The 18,460-nt window shown below is 34.9% G+C and carries 17 protein-coding genes and 1 pseudogene; 6 read left to right on the top strand and 12 right to left on the bottom strand.

From position 1 onward, the window contains the following. The first annotated feature begins 178 nt into the window (after positions 1 to 178). From truA to htpG, 4 genes are all read left to right on the top strand, one after another. Positions 179 to 919 (top strand): tRNA pseudouridine(38-40) synthase TruA, encoded by a 741-nt coding sequence (gene truA, locus CS063_RS03230; RefSeq protein ID WP_334293214.1) that lies wholly within the window; start codon positions 179 to 181, stop codon positions 917 to 919. 11 nt (positions 920 to 930) lie between these two features. Beyond that, positions 931 to 1,383: a DUF5721 family protein gene (locus CS063_RS03225; protein ID WP_099448250.1), complete on the top strand. Its 453-nt coding sequence runs from the start codon at positions 931 to 933 to the stop codon at positions 1,381 to 1,383. A 13-nt stretch (positions 1,384 to 1,396) separates the two neighbouring features. After that, positions 1,397 to 1,570, top strand: coding sequence for a hypothetical protein (locus tag CS063_RS17565; protein WP_180270657.1), 174 nt, complete (start codon positions 1,397 to 1,399; stop codon positions 1,568 to 1,570). Positions 1,571 to 1,674: 104 nt separating this feature from the next. Then, on the top strand, positions 1,675 to 3,564 hold the full coding sequence (htpG, locus tag CS063_RS03220; protein ID WP_099448249.1) for a molecular chaperone HtpG: 1,890 nt from the start codon (positions 1,675 to 1,677) through the stop codon (positions 3,562 to 3,564). Positions 3,565 to 3,670: 106 nt separating this feature from the next. Here htpG and CS063_RS03215 read toward each other — a convergent pair whose 3' ends face one another. From CS063_RS03215 to CS063_RS03175, 9 genes are all read right to left on the bottom strand, one after another. Next, positions 3,671 to 3,904 carry a hypothetical protein gene (locus CS063_RS03215; RefSeq protein WP_099448248.1) on the bottom strand — a complete coding sequence of 78 codons (234 nt, stop codon included), beginning with the start codon at positions 3,902 to 3,904 and terminating at the stop codon, positions 3,671 to 3,673. Between the two features lie 71 nt (positions 3,905 to 3,975). Beyond that, on the bottom strand, positions 3,976 to 4,680 hold the full coding sequence (locus tag CS063_RS03210) for an ABC transporter ATP-binding protein (RefSeq protein ID WP_099448247.1): 705 nt from the start codon (positions 4,678 to 4,680) through the stop codon (positions 3,976 to 3,978). Then, positions 4,673 to 5,413, bottom strand: a complete 741-nt coding sequence (locus CS063_RS03205; RefSeq protein WP_099448546.1) for an ABC transporter ATP-binding protein — start codon at positions 5,411 to 5,413, stop codon at positions 4,673 to 4,675. Before CS063_RS03205 ends, CS063_RS03210 begins: the two co-directional genes overlap by 8 nt. 25 nt (positions 5,414 to 5,438) lie before the next feature. Beyond that, positions 5,439 to 6,545 carry a branched-chain amino acid ABC transporter permease gene (locus CS063_RS03200; protein WP_099448545.1) on the bottom strand — a complete coding sequence of 369 codons (1,107 nt, stop codon included), beginning with the start codon at positions 6,543 to 6,545 and terminating at the stop codon, positions 5,439 to 5,441. Positions 6,546 to 6,550: 5 nt separating this feature from the next. Further along, positions 6,551 to 7,450: a branched-chain amino acid ABC transporter permease gene (locus CS063_RS03195; RefSeq protein ID WP_099448246.1), complete on the bottom strand. Its 900-nt coding sequence runs from the start codon at positions 7,448 to 7,450 to the stop codon at positions 6,551 to 6,553. A 90-nt stretch (positions 7,451 to 7,540) separates the two neighbouring features. Next, positions 7,541 to 8,692, bottom strand: coding sequence for an ABC transporter substrate-binding protein (locus tag CS063_RS03190; RefSeq protein ID WP_099448245.1), 1,152 nt, complete (start codon positions 8,690 to 8,692; stop codon positions 7,541 to 7,543). Between the two features lie 159 nt (positions 8,693 to 8,851). Further along, complete coding sequence (locus CS063_RS03185; RefSeq protein ID WP_099448244.1) at positions 8,852 to 10,642, bottom strand: FAD-dependent oxidoreductase; 1,791 nt, start codon at positions 10,640 to 10,642, stop codon at positions 8,852 to 8,854. Positions 10,643 to 10,826: 184 nt separating this feature from the next. After that, entirely contained in the window at positions 10,827 to 12,650 is a 1,824-nt protein-coding gene (locus CS063_RS03180; protein ID WP_099448243.1) for an LTA synthase family protein, read from the bottom strand. A gap of 87 nt (positions 12,651 to 12,737) precedes the next feature. Then, positions 12,738 to 13,628 carry a M15 family metallopeptidase gene (locus CS063_RS03175; RefSeq protein ID WP_308415414.1) on the bottom strand — a complete coding sequence of 297 codons (891 nt, stop codon included), beginning with the start codon at positions 13,626 to 13,628 and terminating at the stop codon, positions 12,738 to 12,740. A 233-nt stretch (positions 13,629 to 13,861) separates the two neighbouring features. Between CS063_RS03175 and CS063_RS03170 the strand changes: the two genes are divergently transcribed. Both CS063_RS03170 and CS063_RS03165 read left to right on the top strand, forming a co-directional pair. Beyond that, positions 13,862 to 15,391 (top strand): catalase, encoded by a 1,530-nt coding sequence (locus CS063_RS03170; protein WP_099448242.1) that lies wholly within the window; start codon positions 13,862 to 13,864, stop codon positions 15,389 to 15,391. A 25-nt stretch (positions 15,392 to 15,416) separates the two neighbouring features. Further along, positions 15,417 to 16,958, top strand: a complete 1,542-nt coding sequence (locus tag CS063_RS03165) for a glycosyl hydrolase family 18 protein (protein WP_099448241.1) — start codon at positions 15,417 to 15,419, stop codon at positions 16,956 to 16,958. Positions 16,959 to 17,132: 174 nt separating this feature from the next. On the opposite strand, the gene CS063_RS18200 is transcribed toward CS063_RS03165, so the two are convergent. The 3 genes and pseudogenes from CS063_RS18200 to CS063_RS03160 all read right to left on the bottom strand — a co-directional run bounded on the left by CS063_RS18200 (position 17,133) and on the right by CS063_RS03160 (position 18,268). Continuing rightward, on the bottom strand, positions 17,133 to 17,303 hold the full coding sequence (locus CS063_RS18200) for a Kiwa anti-phage protein KwaB-like domain-containing protein (protein ID WP_143452434.1): 171 nt from the start codon (positions 17,301 to 17,303) through the stop codon (positions 17,133 to 17,135). Next, a pseudogene (locus CS063_RS17810) lies at positions 17,278 to 17,430 on the bottom strand (transposase); the annotation flags it as partial. The gene CS063_RS18200 and the pseudogene CS063_RS17810, both read right to left, overlap by 26 nt. An 82-nt stretch (positions 17,431 to 17,512) precedes the next feature. Then, positions 17,513 to 18,268, bottom strand: coding sequence for a stalk domain-containing protein (locus tag CS063_RS03160; protein ID WP_099448240.1), 756 nt, complete (start codon positions 18,266 to 18,268; stop codon positions 17,513 to 17,515). Between the last annotated feature and the right edge of the window lie 192 nt (positions 18,269 to 18,460).

The following is an 18,460-nucleotide window of genomic DNA, read 5'->3' as shown; positions in this document are numbered from 1 at the left end:
TATTATTGTTCGACTCTGGTTTGTGGCTCATCTCTTTCGCTTACACACCTTAGCACGAATAGCTGTCTTTCATTCTGTTTATACTTTGAATAAGGCTTAGCTTTAGTTTTTAAATATGCTATACTTATATAAAGATAGCCTTAACTATCCTATTCCTTCTAGAAAAGAGGTTACTATGATAAATTTAAAACTAATTATTGCCTATGATGGTACACGTTACAATGGCTTTCAAAAGCAAACTTTGCACCCTGAACGTACTATTCAAGGGAAGCTTGAACATGTTCTTTCTAGGCTTTTTGATAAACCAATAGTCCTTATTGCTTCTGGACGCACAGACAGTGGGGTTCATGCAAAAGGACAAGTTTGCAATTTCCAGGTGGAGACAGAACTTACACCTGAAGAGATTGCAAACTATCTGTCTACTTATCTACCTACTGATATTTCAGTTTTACAAATCACCACTGCTTCTTTACGTTTTCATTCACGTTATAATGCAGTAAAGAAACGTTATTGCTATACTATTGATAATCATCTTTTTGCTAATCCTTTTACACTTCGTTATGCCTATCATCTCAAAGAACCTTTAGACGTAACGAGTATGAAGGAAGCTTCTAAATGTTTACTAGGTACCCATGACTTTAAGAGCTTTACTTCTTTAAAATCTAAGAAAAAATCTACAGTTCGTACTCTCTACTCCATTGATTTCATAGAGGAAGATGGTCTACTTAAGATTTACTATGAGGGTGATGGTTTCCTTCAGCATATGGTACGTATTTTAACAGGTACTCTTATTGAAGTAGGACTAGGTCAAAGAGATCCTCTATCTCTGGTCTCTCTCTTAGAGCAAAAAGTACGTGCAGATGCAGGTATGACAGCTCCTCCCCATGGCCTTACACTAGAAAAAGTTTATTATGATTAAGGAGAACGACTATGGAAGTTTTTGAAATTACCTCTCGCAAAGAATTTATGTCTCAACTTTTAAAATCTGACTTATTCGATACTTTTGAAGTCCGAGAAGTCGTTATTCATAGTGCTTTCAAAATACTTTTAGATGGCAAGCGCAATAGTGACTTTTATGATACAGAAGAAGAAGTAGCTTCTTCTGATTATGTCACCTGGCGAGAAATGAAAAAAAAGGTTTATGAACTTATGCAAGGAGCGCGTATGCCTTCTTATTTCAAAATCATTCTTTCTACCAATAAAGAAAAAACCTCGGCTCTCTCCTCTGAAGTAAGTACCTTTTTCTTAAACATTCAACTTAAGGATAATCAAACAACTTGTAGCACAGGATGCGCTTATAAAGGTTTTACATTAGATAAAAGTGTAGATAAAATATGGGATGAGCGTATCAAAAAATTTCTCTTTAAATACCAATTTATTTAAGAAGGTGACAATCTTGAATTATAATAAATTACAACTGAGCTTTATTTTACTTTTAGTTATGGCCATCCTCCAGCTTTTTACAGCTCTCTTTATTGTACATAAGCTTTGGCTCATTTGCTTATCTGTTTTAGCTATACTACTTTGCCTTGCAGGCCTGTTGTATGTAAGCAAACATACAAAATCTTGACATCTTCCTTAAAATGGGTAAACTTAGGAGTGACATCATGATTTCTTCAAATCTTTATGTTATTATACGAATATAATTAATAATCAATCAAGGAGGGACGCAATATGTCCAAACAAGGAAACTTATCTATTCATAGTGAGAATATCTTCCCCATTATAAAAAAATGGCTTTATTCTGACCATGATATTTTCACACGCGAACTTATTTCAAATGCATGTGATGCTATCCTTAAATTTAAAAAGCTTTGTGATTTAGGAGAGGCAACTGATACTGTAGGGGAACCTTTTAAAGTAACAGTAACTGTAAATGAAAAAGAAAAGATACTTGTTTTTGAAGATAATGGGATTGGTATGACGGAGGAGGAAATCGAAAAATATATCAATCAAATTGCCTTTTCTGGTGCCGAAGATTTCCTTGAAAAATATAAAGATAAGATGGACCAAGATCAAATCATTGGTCACTTTGGTCTTGGTTTCTATTCTGCTTTTATGGTAGCTGGAACCATTACTATTGATACCGTATCTTACCAAACTGGAACAGCTGTAAAATGGACTTGTGATGGTGGAACGACTTATTCCATCAGCGAAGGAAGCCGTGAAACACGTGGAACAACCATTACCCTTCATATAACAGAGGAAAGTAAAGAGTTCTTAAATTTCTATACGCTTTCTCAAACCATTGAAAAATATTGTTCTTTTATGCCTCTTCCTATTTATGTGGTGGATGCTTGTAGAGAAGAAACAGCAAAGGACGAGCCTACCCCTGAAGTAAATGAAGAAGATAACGAGGTAAAGGCACCTGAAGTAGTAGAGCCAAAGCCTATTAATGATACACATCCTCTTTATACTAAACAACCTAATGAATGTAGTGTTGAAGAATACAAAGAATTTTATCGTAAGACCTTTATGGATTTCCATGAACCTCTTTTTTGGATTCACCTCAACATGGATTATCCTTTCCGTTTAAAAGGAATTTTGTACTTCCCTAAGCTTTCTCATGAATTAGAAACTATTGAGGGACGTATAAAGCTTTACAATAACCAGGTTTTTGTAGCTGAGAACATTAAAGAAGTTATTCCTGAATTTTTACTTCTTCTTAAAGGAGTTATTGACTGCCCAGACTTACCACTTAACGTGTCTCGTAGTCTTCTCCAAAATGATGGCTTTGTAAAGAAAATTGCGGATTATATCACTAAAAAGGTGGCAGATAAGCTTATTTCTCTTTATAAAAAGGAAAACGAAGATTATAAAAAATTCTGGGATGATATTGCTCCATTTATCAAATACGGTTGTCTACGTGAAAGCAAATTCTATGATAAAATGAAAGATTATCTTCTTTTCAAAACGACAGACGATACCTATGTTACCTTAAGTGAGTACTTAGAGACAGCTAAAGAAACCCATGAAAATAAGGTTTTCTATGTTTCTAATAAAGACCAACAATCTCAATATATCACACTCTTTAAAGAAAATGGTCTAAGTGCAGTATACCTTGAGCATTCTATCGACAATCCATTTATTTCTCATATGGAAATGCATAATCAGGGTGTGAAATTTATGCGCATTGATGCAGACATTGCAGGTGCTCTCAAAGGGGAAGAAGCTGATAAAACCCATGAAGAAAAGCTTACAGGACTTTTCAGAAAGGTACTTAATAATGAACAGCTAAAAGTATCTGTTGAAAACCTTAAATCTCAAAGCGTCCCTTCTATGATTCTTGTTTCTGAAGAAAGTCGCCGTATGCAAGAAATGATGAAAATGTATGGTATGGCAGGTATGGGAATGCCTATGGGACAAAACGAGCTTACTCTTGTTCTTAATCAAAATCACCCACTTATTGACTCCTTAGCTCATAAAGATTTAGACGAAGAAACAACCTCTCTTCTTTGTGCACATCTTTATGACTTAGCCTTACTTGCTAATCAAACCTTAAGTCCAGAAGCAATGCACAACTTCCTAGAACGTAGTAATAAGCTTCTTGGTATGATTCTTTAATAAAAGCAGTAACTAAAAAGGGTAGTACAGTTTGCAACTGTACTACCCTTTTTAGTTACTTGTGTCTATTCCTTTAATTCTAATCTTTAGTGGTAAGACCTGTCTATTAGTAGTTAGCACCTTCAAAACCACCAAAATCTCTTCCAAAATGATTATAACAATTATTAGGACACTCTTCCTTTTCATCAATAGCAGCAATCACAATAAGTACCTGACCAATGAGTAGAAGCATATTACCCCATGTATCCTGCTGCTCATTATTAAGACATCTCGAAAATAGTACAGTGAGAAGAACAGCAACTAAGGTTGCATTTCCCCCGCAGCTTAAACAATTAGACATATCTATCACCTAGCTTATTAGTTATCTGCTATAGTATATTATCTATTTCCATTTTTTGTTAACTTTTTCTACTATTTTACTTTTCCTAAATAGGCTTCACGAATGCTTTGATTTTTAAGAAGCATTTCTCCAGGCCCTTCCATAACAATGTTTCCGGTTTCTAGAACATAGCCTATGTTGGCTGTTTTCAAAGCTAAATTCGCATTTTGTTCAATTAATAAAATCGTTACCCCTTGTTTATGAATCTCTTTAATGATATCAAAGATTCCTTTTACAATAAGTGGTGCAAGCCCTAGGGATGGTTCATCCATCATTAGTAGCTTGGGTTTAGAAAGAAGAGCCCTTGCTACAGCTAACATCTGCTGCTCACCACCTGATAAGGTTCCTGCTAACTGCCAAGAGCGTTCCTTAAGTCTTGGAAAAAGATCATACACCCAAGCCAGATCCTCACTTAAGTCATCTCTACGCATATAAGCACCGATTTTAATATTTTCTACTACGGTTAAGTTAGAGAAAATACGTCTTCCCTCTGGTACTAAAGTAATTCCCTTACTGACTATTTGATCAGGGGATAAACCAGCTAGACTTTTACCATCAAAAAGAATTCTACCTTCAGATAACTTTGTTAAACCTACAATACTTTTTAATACAGTGCTTTTTCCTGCACCATTAGCACCAATTAAGGTAGCAATGGTATGATCTGGTACTTCAAAGTCAATTCCTTTTACTGCCTCGATGCCACCATAAGCTACTTTTAATCCTTCTACTTTAAGCATCCTCTTCCACCCCCAAATAAGCAGCAATAACCTTTTCATTTTGTTGAATCTGATCTGGCGTCCCCTGTGCAATAAGCTCCCCAAAGTCCAGTACATAAATAGCATCTGAAATCTCCATAACCAAATCCATATGATGCTCAATCATAAAAACAGTCATGTCAAACTCATTTTTTATATTTTTGATAAAATGAGTGAGCTCTGAGGTTTCTTGTGGATTCATACCTGCTGCTGGTTCATCCAAAAGTAAAAGTTTGGGATTAGTTGCTAATGCTCTTGCAATTTCAAGATGTCGTTGTTGGCCATAAGGTAGTGAACTTGCTACTTCCTCTTTTAAATCGATAAGTCCTACTTTCGCCAAAAGTTCTTCACATTCTATCCGCATTTCCTTTTCTTCTTTCCTTGCCCAGGGTAAGTGAAGGGCTGTACTAAAGAGACCATGCTTTAAATGTAAATGCTTTGCAATCAGTACATTTTCCATTACAGTGAGCTCTTTAAAAAGTCTAATATTTTGGAAAGTACGAGCAATCCCTAATTGAGTAATTTTATGAGGTTTTAACGCTGTAATATCTTTTCCATTAAAAAGAATCTTTCCTGAGGTAGGTGTATAAACACCTGTTACCACATTAAAAGCAGTTGTCTTTCCTGCACCATTAGGTCCTATAAGTGCTACAATTTGCCCTTTATTTACATGTAAAGTTAAATCATTGACTGCAGTTACCCCTCCAAAACGCATAACAATATTGTCTAGTTGAAGTACATTACTCACTTAAGTCACCCCCAACCTGACTGCCTTCCTTCTTACCAAATTTCTTAAAGAAGCCAATAATTCTTTCCCAACTAAGCTCTGTCTGTCCCATGAGCCCCTTACGATAGAAAAGTACAACTCCCATCAAAAGAAGTGAAAAAACAACCATACGAAGCCCTGGTCTAAAGAGAGGGATAGAAATTCCTGCTATGCTTAAAGGTTCATCTAAAAATCGGAGCCATTCTAAACCTATTGTTACAATAAAAGCGGACATAATGGTTCCTGAAATACTCCCCATCCCACCTAATACAATAATCAAAAGAAAATTATACGTTAATGTAAAATAAAATTGCTTAGGATCTACTGTTCCTAAAAGAGCTGCAAATAAGCCTCCACCAATACCTGCCATAAAAGCACTTATCATAAAGGCAATCACTTTGTGCTTAAACAAACCTATTCCCATTGCTTCTGCAGCAATCTCATCTTCGCGAATAGCTTTAAAAGCTCTTCCGTAACTAGAACGAATTAAAAGCACCATGCTACTAATAACAATAAGGGCTATTCCCCATGTCCACCATAAATTACTAATTGTAGGGATGTTTTTAATCCCTAACGCTCCATTGGTAATGTTTTGTATATTGGTAAAAACGATTCGAATAATTTCCGAAAAGCCTAAAGTAGCTATAGCTAAGTAATCTCCACGTAATCTTAGAACAGGCGCACCAATTAAAAAAGCTGCTAAGGCGGCTAAAAGTCCACCTAATAAAAGTGCTACGACAAAAGGTAAACGAATATGGCTAATAGCTGGGTGCATAGGTTCAAGATAAAAAATAGTTGCTCTTGCTTCTAAAGGAACTGTAAAAATAGCTACGGCATAAGCACCAATAGCCATAAATCCTGCTTGCCCTAAAGAAAAAAGACCTGTAAAACCATTAATAAGATTCATAGATAATCCTAATATGGTGTAAATGGCACATAAATTTAAAATACGTCTTATGTAACTATCCAAAAATTGATTAGCAATAAAGATGAAAGCAATTAAAAATACTATAGCACCTATATTAAGTAACCATCTATTTTTTAAGGGTAATTGTGTTTTTGTTTTTACTCTTTTTTTCATATACATTACACCTTCTCCGCTGTCTTTTCTCCTAGTAAGCCAGTAGGACGTACAAGGAGTATAATGATAAGAAGTATAAAAGCAATGGCATCTCTATAACCTGTTAAACTACTAAAGGCTGCTACAAGAAGAACTTCTGCAAGTCCTAGGATAAAGCCACCCATCACAGCTCCTTTTATATTTCCAATTCCACCAATTACAGCAGCAATAAAGCATTTGAGTCCAGGCATAACCCCCATAAGTGGTGAAACTTGTGGATATTTCATTCCCCACAAAATAGCTCCTATAGCCGCAAGACTTGAACCAATACCAAAAGTATAGGCAATGATACGATCAATCTTAATTCCCATCACTTGTGCTATTTCATAATCCTTTGATACCGCGCGCATGGCCATTCCTAGTTTAGTATGGTTAACAATAAAAAGAAGTATAAAAAGAAGTAGAATCGTAACGAGAGGTACAACAAGAGTCAGTACTTGAATAGATATCCCCTTTATTTCTAATACTCTTGTCATTGCAGGAAAATCCGGAAAAGCTTTTGGCTTTCCTGAGAACAAGAAGGTTGCTAAATTCTCTAATAAGAATGAAACACCAATTGCAGAAATAAGTACAGAGCTTTTAGGTGCATCTCGAAGCGGTCTATAAGCAGCCTTTTCAATACCTGCACCTAACAAAACGGTTACTCCAATTACTAGCAAAAAGGCCACATACCAAGGTAAATGAAAAACTGCTATACCAAAAAAAGCAAAATAGGCTGCCATCATAAAGATATCGCCATGAGCAAAGTTAATGAGTCTTAAAATACCATACACCATGGTGTAGCCAATAGCAATTAAGGCATATAAGCTTCCCACAGAAATGCCATTTGCCAAGTGTTGCATAAATGTCTGGGCATCTAAAGTCATTTTTTATCCTCCTTTTTGTAAATTTAATCACTATAAAACAATAAACCCTCACCACGCAGAGCACTGAGTGAGGGCTTTCCTACAAAAATATTACTCTATAACTACAGTATCTAGATAAACAAATTGCCCATCTTTTACTGTCTTAATAACAGCTGAATTTTTGTCTGCATCGCCTTGTTCATTAATAGTGATAGAACCGGTTACTCCTTCAAAGTCTTTTGTAGTTGCAATAGCATCACGGATAGCCGTTGAGTCGGTTGAACCTGCTTTTTCAATAGCTTTAAGAATTAATAAGTAAGCATCATAGCCCAAAGCAGATACAGCTGCTATACTTTCCTTATCTGCATACTCTTTTTTGTATTCTTCTACAAACTTTTTAGCCTCATCTGTAACAGGTGCGGTATCATCAAAGAAGGTGGTAATAACAGCCCCTTCTACATCTTGACCACCTACATTTAAAAACTCTTCTGTTTCCCACGTATCTCCACCTAAAAATGGTACATTTAAGCCTAAGCTTTTCGCTTGCTTAATAACAAGCGCAGACTCTGTAAAATTCCCTGGCGCAAAAATAGCATCTGGATTTTTACTCTTAATATTGGTTAAAATACCTGAAAAATCTTGATCATTTGTATTATAATTTCCTACTTCTACGATACAATTTTCATCTCCTGTTAATTTCTTAAAAGCAGCTGTAAAAAAGTTAGCAAGCCCTACTGCATAGTCATTGGACACTTCCTGAACAATAGCTATTTTTCTATATCCTTGTTGATATGCATAATTGGCCATAACTGTTCCTTGGAACGGATCTAAGAAACATACCCTAAAATAGTAGTCATTATCTTGTGTAACCATTGGATTAGTACAAGAAGCTCCTACGGCTGGTACTTTATTGTTTTTCACTAAGTCTCCAGCAGCCATTGAAAGACTTGAACCCCATGAACCTATAATAGCGGACACCTTGTCTTTTTCAATAAGTCTAGCTGCAGCTGTTGTAGCTTCTGCCTTATCTGATTTGTTATCTGCAATAACGAGCTCTACTTTCTTACCTAATACTTCTGGATAAAGTTTATTGGCAAGTTTAATTCCTTCTACCTCTAACTCTCCTCCCGCTGCATTGGCACCTGTAAGTGGTTCAAATACTCCAATTTTTATAACGTTTGCATCCTCTTTTGTTCCCCCACAGCCAGCTAACATAACTACTGATAGACTTAAACACAAAATACTTACCAAACATTTTTTCATAATATCCCCCCACCATTAATAGTTAAATACCTGTTTAATATTTATCAAATTACATTACTTAATTTAAAAATATTATGCAAATTGATTATATTAATAATTATTATAATATATTTTATATTTACAAAAGTCAATATTCTCAATTGTTATTGACTAAATTTTTCACAATTTTCTTTTGTTTGTTTTTACTTTTTGTAAAACTTCATCCAATATAGCGTAAACATCTTCATTTAATAGGTTTTTGTGAAGATAAACCTTTTGGTAAGTTTCTTCACTTATGATGCCTAAATCTTTCATTTCTTCTAAATTAGCGCATAGTATTCCTGTGAGCTTATTCATTAGAACTACTATTTCCTCCTGCTCAAGTATCTCTCCAATTACCATTATGTCATCTAGTTTAGGTAATTCCCAACCTCCATTTGCTATTAAAAGCTGCCATTGACGCTTCATCGTTTCTTCGTCAGCTACTACCTGGCAGCGATAATCATTTAAGTTATGATACTCTTTTGAAACAAGTCCTTTCCCTCTTAAACTCACAATATGCTTATACGCCCAACTCTTTTTTTCATCTTGAGGTTCCTGAATAGGAAGATCTAGAAGGACACCTTCATACCTTAGGGTTTGCTGAATTTTCCTAATGGATGAATCTGTTTGGATAATCTCGTTTATTCTTTGCTTTTCTTGAATGCTATAGCTCGCTACTATGCCTGCAGCTTGTCCCATAGCCATTCCTACTGGTACAGTACGCGCACTGCTATGAGCAATACTGTCCATGCTCATGGAACGCCCTACTACTAAAAGACCTTCTAATTTTTGTGGCACCATAATAGAAAGGGGTAAAGTATAAAGACTTCTAGAGCTTAATACTGTTCCCCCAATTCCATCCCTTTTAGTCGCTTGTAAATCTGTAGGGTAACTTCCATAAGCTACCTTATCAGGAAAATTACTGTTTGTAAAAAGGTCTTCCCCTTTTAGAGTATAAGCTCCCTTAATCCGTACACCTTCTCGTACATAAAGCTCTTTGGCATATTTACTTAGTGATGCATCTTCAAATCCAATTGCCCTCTTATTTAAAAATTCTACAATATAGGGTAGCTCTTTAATGGCTTTTTCATAGCTTTCATAAAGCCTCCTAGGTGCTAAAGCATTAACATGAAAGATTTGAAAAGCATTGATAACTACTTCTCCATTATCTTGCAAGGAAAGGTTAAGTCTTCTTAGCTGAAAATCTTCTGAAGTAGGAACATAAGTTAACATTTCAGGATATCCCCATGCTACTTTGTTATTAGCCCCTGTATGAACAGAATCGTCATTATTTAAATAGCTCTTTACCTTTTCCCAATTCACATCTTTTACAGAAAATACTAAAGTTGTTGCTGCACAGACTTTGCCTAGTCCCATATCCTCTCTTCCTACCACATAATCAACACCTGCTTTTCGACTAAATGGTACATCAGGAGTTGCCTCGATAACAACTTTAGCAGGCAAACGATAACTCCTTCCTTCTTTTATATAACTTACTCCTACAATACGCCTTCCTTGTCTAAGAGGTAGTATATGGCGTGCTCTTAAAATAATGTCTACTTGCTCACTACGAAGTAACGTCTGGAAATATTTTTTAGTTTTTTCAACATCAATATTTGCTTCTTCCCCTACTGCATCATAAAATTCACGATAAAAGCCTTCATTCACAATATCTGCTGAGCCAAAAGCGCGATAATTCAAATCTAGCATACTGAGCATACCAGAAGTATAAAGACCTCCTACTTCATCTCTCGTATCGATTAAAAGAACCTTTTCTCCTTGTCTACGTGCACTTACAGCTGCACTAATACCTTCTGGGTCACTTCCTAATACAATCACATCATACGGGGTTTTCTCTCCACTATAGAAAACAGCAGCTACCAAACATAGCATACTACTTATAAGCACTAACCCTTGTCTACTTTTCACAAATCTCACCCTTCTTTATTTATTACCTATCCTTAGCATAAACAAAAGGTGAAAATTTATACACTCTACCCCTCTCTCCTATCTTTTTAAATAGCTACTTAAGCTTTATCATACTTTGTACACAAAAAAGACAATGTAAAATCTGTTTTCAGATTTTACATTGTCTTTTTTGAAATAATATATCTTATTTTTGATAAAGTAATCCTTTGCTGTATTTCTTACCAAACATTTTATCATATTGCAAAAGCCAATGTTGTTGCTTTTTATTTTTAATTTCTTCTGGCGCTTCTAACTGTGCCTTGCCTTCACCATCTACATAAACATAATTGGAATAGGCAGGTATGGTCTTAGACATTTCTAAAAGATAATCAAAGTACCTAGGTAACTCCACCTGCATACTACTTAACACTTTAGGAGCCAAATAATGTGCATTAATAACTCCCATATCTTCTTTTTTAAGAGCATAATTATTCCATGCCACAAAAGGTGTCGTATACATATCTAGGTAATGCTCTGCTGACCACTCGCCTTCTGGGATATAACCTAGTTCTTTATATACCTTATAATCATTACCTAACATAGGTAAGTGGTCACCAAACATGACGACAATCGTTGGCTCTTTTACTTTCTCAAAATAAGCAATGACTTGCTTTAAGGCATTATCTGCATCCTTTACACCTTGCACATAATTATCTAACATAAGGTTTACTTCCTCTGAAGCACCTTCTGCTGAAGCTGAAATGTTACGACTTGGATAAGTTTTATCATCATAAGGTGCATGATTTTCCATTGTCACTGTAAAACCAAAGAAAGGGGCATCACTTTCTGCTTTTGCCTTTTCATATTCTTCAATTAATTTCTTAATAGTTTCCTCATCTGAGATGTAGTTACCTCGTATTTCAGGGTCATTAAAATCTTCATCACTTACAAATTTCTCAAAGCCAAGAGCCGGATAAACTTCATCTCTATTCCAAAACCATTTTTGATAAGAATGAATTCCTACTGTAGTATAACCTTCTTCTTTTAAGAAAGAGGCTAATGAGGGATACTCCTCTTTTACATACTGCGGATAGGCCATAGCTCCATTAGGTAGAAACATCATACCATCTCCTGTTAATACTTCAAATTCTGTATTAGCAGTATTCCCACCATATTGTTGAGTTAGAAGCCAACCACTTACAGCTTCTTTTCTCAATTTATTAATGGTAGGAAGAGGATCCTCTGAAAAGGTTACTCCCTCTAGCTTAGTTGGATCCCAAAACGATTCATTCATAATCATAATAATATTAGGTTTAACATTATTTTCTGAGGTTACATTTACACTATTTAATAAATTTTCAACACTTTCCTTACTATAACCATTTGGCTCCATAATAATAATGTTTTTTGTATTCACCATAAAACCTACTAAAAAACCATTATAGTTATAATTCCTCACTTGATCCCAGTTAATTTCATAAATTCCTAGTGCATTCATATTGGTCTTATTCATAAAAAGGGTATAAAAACCTACCATAAAGCTTATCAAGCTAACGCTTAGTCCTACCAAACGAGCTCTCCAGCTTATTTTCTTTTCTTTTAAAAACAATGTACCTATAAAAAATAGACTCACAAAGAGAATCCCCCCCATCATTTGGGGTGTAAACTCAATAGAAATATGCTCCATAATATTACTTAACTCTTTACCTAATCTTAAATCCCAAGGTACAAAAGCATCACCACGTAATTCCATCTTAAAATAATTGATAAGTGCACCAACCAAAAAAAGAGAACCTGTAATGAGTGTCGCACTCCAAGTTCTTGCAGTTAAAAAATAAAATCCTATAAATACTAAACTAATGATGCCATAGCCTACCATAAAAGTATATGGTTTTGTCTGTATCCATCTCCACGTCTCAAGGATTGTCTCCCTTTGTAAATATTCAACTAAAAAATTAAGAAATAAAGGAAAAATGACCCATATTATATATTTAAAACTTAAATGCCATTTAGATTGTTTAAATCTCATTCTTTTTAAACCCCCTATACAAAAGTGCAGACCTATTATACTACACTCTTGCACATAGGAGTAGTGTTAATTTATGGTGTATTGTTTTTACTTTTTCCTCTCTGGAATTATTTTCTTTGTCGTTTCCTTCACCGCACTCAAAAAAAGCTGTACCTGCCTTTGATCCTTATTAAGGTCAGTCCCCTCTTCTGCAAGTGTTGTATTTTGTTCAACTACCTGAGAAGTTACTTCTTTTAGTTCTTCTAATTCTGTATGGATGAATGCTTCCTGTTTTACTTGTTCTTCCATCAATTCTTCTGGGGCTTTTTCTAATAGACAGCATGTTTCTATTTCTTCTAAGGTTAAACCTGTCTTATAAATATGTTCTGCTAATTCCGTACCTACATAGCGAATATGCCAAGGTTCATAGCTATACCCTGTAATCTGCTCTTTTCCTTTAGGATAACGAATTATAAAACCATAACGATATGCATTTTGAGCTAACCATTTTCCTTCTTGAGTCATTCCAAAACGAGTCGTTAAATCATAGCCTACACTTTTAGCAGAAACATCTATAGCAAGTCCTGTTTGATGTTCACTTTTTCCAGCTTGTGCACTTACTGTATCTGTGTATTTTTTTCCATAACGCTTTATGTACTGATTATAGAGTGTATTTTGCCTTTTATAAGAACGATAACCTGATACAGCTACTAAACTTATTTTTTCTTTATTAGCTCCTTGAAAAAGTTCTTCTAGATGAAGAGCTGCTACTTTTTCCATATGATTTTTTTCTATGTTACCAGCCTGTAGTACCTTTACATTGGGGATAACTAAATGGCTCGGCTTATAATCTGAGGATAAAGTCTTTTCTTTGTTAACAATCTGATGATATTTATTATTATTTGGACATTTATCTACTGCATCTTTTGCCAACGTTAAAAGGCTAAAGCTAAGACACATCCCCATCAAAGTCCATCTATAGATTTTATTTTGTTTCACGCATAATCTCCTCTAATCTATGTTGTCTTTTTATTCTATTATAACTGAATATCCAACATAATTAAATAGACTTTTATCCAATTTTCGCCTTATTTCGTCATTTAGTTAATACCTCCTTCTTTTATCTTGTCCTTCTTTCAGAGAAAAAGCTTGATTTTATTGTCAAACCTAGCATATCCTTATCCTTTCATGAATAGGATAACATAGAATACTCTAGCCTTAAGGAGATTAAGATGGATAACAAAAAGGTGTTAACAACATCTCTAGCTAAACCTATTGATAATGATCAAGCCTCACTTACTACTGGCAAAAAAGTAGGCTATACCTTGATGGGAGATGTAGATTTATTTCAGAAGCTTGCCCATTTTAATAGGGAACGTATCCCTGAACGTGTGGTGCATGCCAAAGGTTCTGGTGCTTTCGGCTACTTTGAAGTAACTAATGATTTAAGTAAGTATACTATGGCTAAATTTCTAAAAGGGGTGGGTAAGAAAACTCCTGTATTAGCTCGCTTTTCTACTGTAGGTGGTGAAAAAGGTTCTGCTGATACAGCCCGTGACCCACGTGGCTTTGCCCTTAAGTTTTATACAGAAGATGGTAATTATGATTTAGTAGGTAACAATACGCCTGTTTTCTTTATTCGTGATGCCATCAAATTTCCTGACTTTATTCACACCCAAAAAAGAGATCCACAAAACAATCTTAAGGACCCTAATATGTTTTGGGACTTCCTTTCCTTAACCCCTGAGTCTCTTCTTCAAGTTATGCGCCTTTTCTCTAACTTAGGAACTCCAAAAGGCTTCCGTCATATGGACGGCTTTGGAAGCCATACCTTTATGTGGTATAACGAAAAAAAAGACTATCATTGGATTAAATATCACTTTTTAACGGATCAAGGTATTGAAAATTTTACCCAAGATGAAGCTATTCTTATGGCAGGAAAAAACCCTGACTACGCTACTCAGGATTTATTTAATGCTATTGAAAAAGGAAATTACCCTTCTTGGTCTTGTTACATTCAAATAATGACACCTAAGCAAGCTAGTAATTATCGTTTTAATCCTTTTGATGTGACCAAAACTTGGGATGAAACAGACTTTCCACTCATCCCTTTAGGTAAACTCGTTCTTAATCGTAATCCGGATAACTTCTTTGCTGAGATTGAGCAAGCAGCCTTTGCACCTAGTCACTTTGTGCCAGGTATAGGCCCTTCTCCTGATAAGCTTCTTCAAGGTCGCCTTATAGCCTATACAGATGCCCATAACCATCGTCTAGGTCCTAATAGTTTTCAGATTCCTGTTAATACACCTAACTATTCAAATCCTTATACCAATCAGCGAGACGGAATGATGACTGTTAATGGTAATTTTGGTTCTCATCCCAATTATTATCCTACTACATTAGCTGATGTAGCTGTTACTCCAAGTGTTTCTTTACCTCCTATGCCTGTAGATGGAATCATTGCTAAACATACTATTGAGTCTGATGAGCAAGATTATATTTTACCAGGTGAATTTTTTAATACTATGGATCATCATGAAAAAGCTCATACTATCTATAACCTCACCCAAAGCCTAATGCTTGCCAATCCTAATCTACAATACCGTCAAACAGCTCTTTTTTATAAGGTAGATCCTATTCTTGGTAATAGTATTGCTGAGGTATTAGGTTTAGATAAAATGAAAGTACATGAACTTGCCAACCTTACCCAAGAAGAACGTGTCAAAGCTACACTTAAGCCCTATACTTTTTATAAAGAATAATTTATCAGTAAAAGGAGTGATTTTTATGAGTCATTTACTAAAGCTCAATGTGCCTGCCCCACCTTTTACGGCTTCAAGTACACAAGGTCTTCTTCAACTAAGTGATTATCATGGAAAATGGATTGTTTTACTTTACTCCCCTGCTTCTTTTTCTACACTTCATAAAAACCAGCTATTAGTACTTAGTAAAGGTCAATCTCTTTTTCAATCAAAAAATACCCAGCTACTAGGTATAAGTGCAGATAAAAATGCTACTCATCTTACTTGGTATTATACCAATACACGCAGCGGAAACCCTCCTCTTCCTTTTCCTCTCATTGATGATAGGCAAGGAAAGATAGGTGAACTCTATGGTATTCCTGAAAATACTGACTCCTCTACACAAGTATTTATTATTGATCCTACAGGTACTTTAAGAGCTTCTTCTAGCTACACTACCTTTAATTTTCCACAGTTAAAAGAATTAATTGAGAAACTAGAAAACCTCCAACATACTTATCGTCCCCCTATTCAAAGTGAAAAAAATCAGCCTATTGGTGATAATCCTAATTGTGATGTTACCCCTATTGTAGGAGAATATGTACTTGGTAATCCTAACAATGTAGATGGCTTACTTCTTGATTTTGTTATTTATGCTTTTGCACTTATTAATGCAGATGGTACCTTACAGGTATATTCAACACGTTATCTTAGAGAACTATCTAACTTAAGAGTAGAAAACCCCGAGCTTAAAGTCATACTTGCCATAGGTGGCTGGGGAGCAGATGGTTTTTCTGACGCTGCCCTTACACCACTTTCTCGCTATACCTTTGCGAGAGAGGTTCAGCGCTGGGTAAATGACTATAATTTAGATGGTGTAGACATTGACTGGGAATATCCTGGCACAAGTGTAGCAGGTATTAAATCACGCCCAGAGGATAAAGAAAATTTTACACTTCTCCTTGAAGCCTTACGTGATGTTTTAGGTCCTGATGCATGGTTAAGTGTAGCTGGAACAGGTTACCCTAGTTATATCCAAAATGTAGAAATTGCTAAGATAGCACCTATTATCAATTATTTTAATTTAATGGCTTATGACTTTAATGCTGGCGAAACCGGACCTGGTGCTGCTACTCATCACTCTAACCTCTACCCATCTAGTCTATCTCTTAGCAATGTAAGTGTAGATAATCAGGTCAAAAATCTAGAAGCAGCTGGAATGCCTTCTTCCCAAATCCTTATGGGTATTCCTTTTTATGGAAGATACGGTGCTTCTAGTACCAAAACCTTTGACGAACTCCGTACAAATTATATTAATAAAAACGGTTACAAAGTGCAGTGGGATAATGTAGCTAAAGCCCCTTACATTACAGACCCTTCTGGTGATTTCGCTTATGGCTACGACAACCTACTTTCCATCTATTTTAAAGGACTCTATGTCACTGATAACTGCCTAGGTGGTATGTTCGCATGGCAAAGTAGTATGGATAAAGCTAACATTCTCACTCAAGGTATGTCTCAAGCTATTCGTGATATAAGCTCTTTGGAAGATGTTCTTCAAAAAGCTTATTATGATACCTCTCAATAAAATGTATCTAAAAGAAATCTTAGGTCATACTAAATTATCTACTACACAGATTTATTTACAGATTAGTAACGAAGACCTACAACATAATTATGATAAGTATAGTCCTCTTGATTGCATTACAAGATAAGGTATAAAGCTAAAAAATAAGCTTAGCCCCCATTTTGGGGGCTTTCTTTATGAATTAATAGAATTAATAGCCTTCTTTTTTATTACATCTTGAAATCTATAAGATCTTTCCAATTTATCTAAATCTTTTATAAATAATTGGTTGCTTAAGGAAAAAAATTGAAAACCTCCATCTAATCTTATTAAAATGAAATATCTCCCAAAGGATTGCCCTATCATCTACATTTGCAGCTGTTATTTCTATATCTGTGATATAACCTTCTAGAGTAACTGCAGCATGAAGTTTTAGACCGTAGTAAGTTTCTTTTTTAGAAGCACAATACCTGTAAGATAAAATATCTTTAAATCACTTACTAAGGATAAAAAAGAAGGCTAACCCATAGGCCAACCTTGCTCTTATTCTCATAATAATTAGCTACATATTGCAATCAATATCTTCTAATATAATGGCATGATGTTTTAGAAGGGAAGATTAATGGCGTAGCAATTTCATAACAAATATTTTTGATTCTTACCCTATTATTCCCATAAATAGATACCATTGATACAATATCATCTGCTGAATAAAATATAAAACATGGACCTCCTGTCCTCAATTCTTGATTGCTTGATATCTTAAACTCATTTTCACTAAATTGCTGCATTACTTCTGGAACCTTTCCTGATGAATATATAAACTCAAATTCTGCTAGTGATCCAGGAACGAATCCAATTGAATCGACTAGTTCATACTCTGGAATCAATTCAGAAAAACTATATGAAGTATTTGTATCTACTACATCTATATTAATCATATCATTACTACATTCTATCTTAGTTAGAAAAAGGGCGTTTAAATCTTCTACACTTACATACAAAAGTCCTTTCCGCAAAAGAGGTTTTTGTTTTAACTCTACATGCAAACTTAATATATTTAATGCCCAACCATTGTCAACTTGAAACTTCACTGCCCCATATGGTACTGATAATATTGCTGTTTTTGAGTCATTATCCCATGATAACTCACCTTTCATAATATTAGCAACATCTCTTAATGAAAGAGAAATTCTTTTCTCCTCATATATAATTGGATTTATCATGCTATATTCTTGTCCATCTACACAAACTTTGTAATTGGATGCAGCTACATTTAAAGACAACACGGCATAAATAAACATAAAAATAATAATTATTAGTTTTCTCACTATCTTTCCCCCTTTTCAATAAACATACTATTCTGAATTTATTTTATCACATTTAGTATATTTTTTATATAATCTACATAATGAAATATTAATCTCTTCAGGAACAAAAATAAAACCAACCCTAAGGCTGGCTTATAAATTAACTATTTTATTAGTCTGCATTTTTACTTTAACTTCTTATAGCAATTACTT

This window comes from Sporanaerobium hydrogeniformans (assembly GCF_002735925.1).
Classification (GTDB): Bacteria; Bacillota; Clostridia; order Lachnospirales; family Cellulosilyticaceae; genus Sporanaerobium; species Sporanaerobium hydrogeniformans.
Note: the sequence above shows the minus strand (reverse complement) of the source record. Positions and strands in the feature narration are given on the sequence as shown.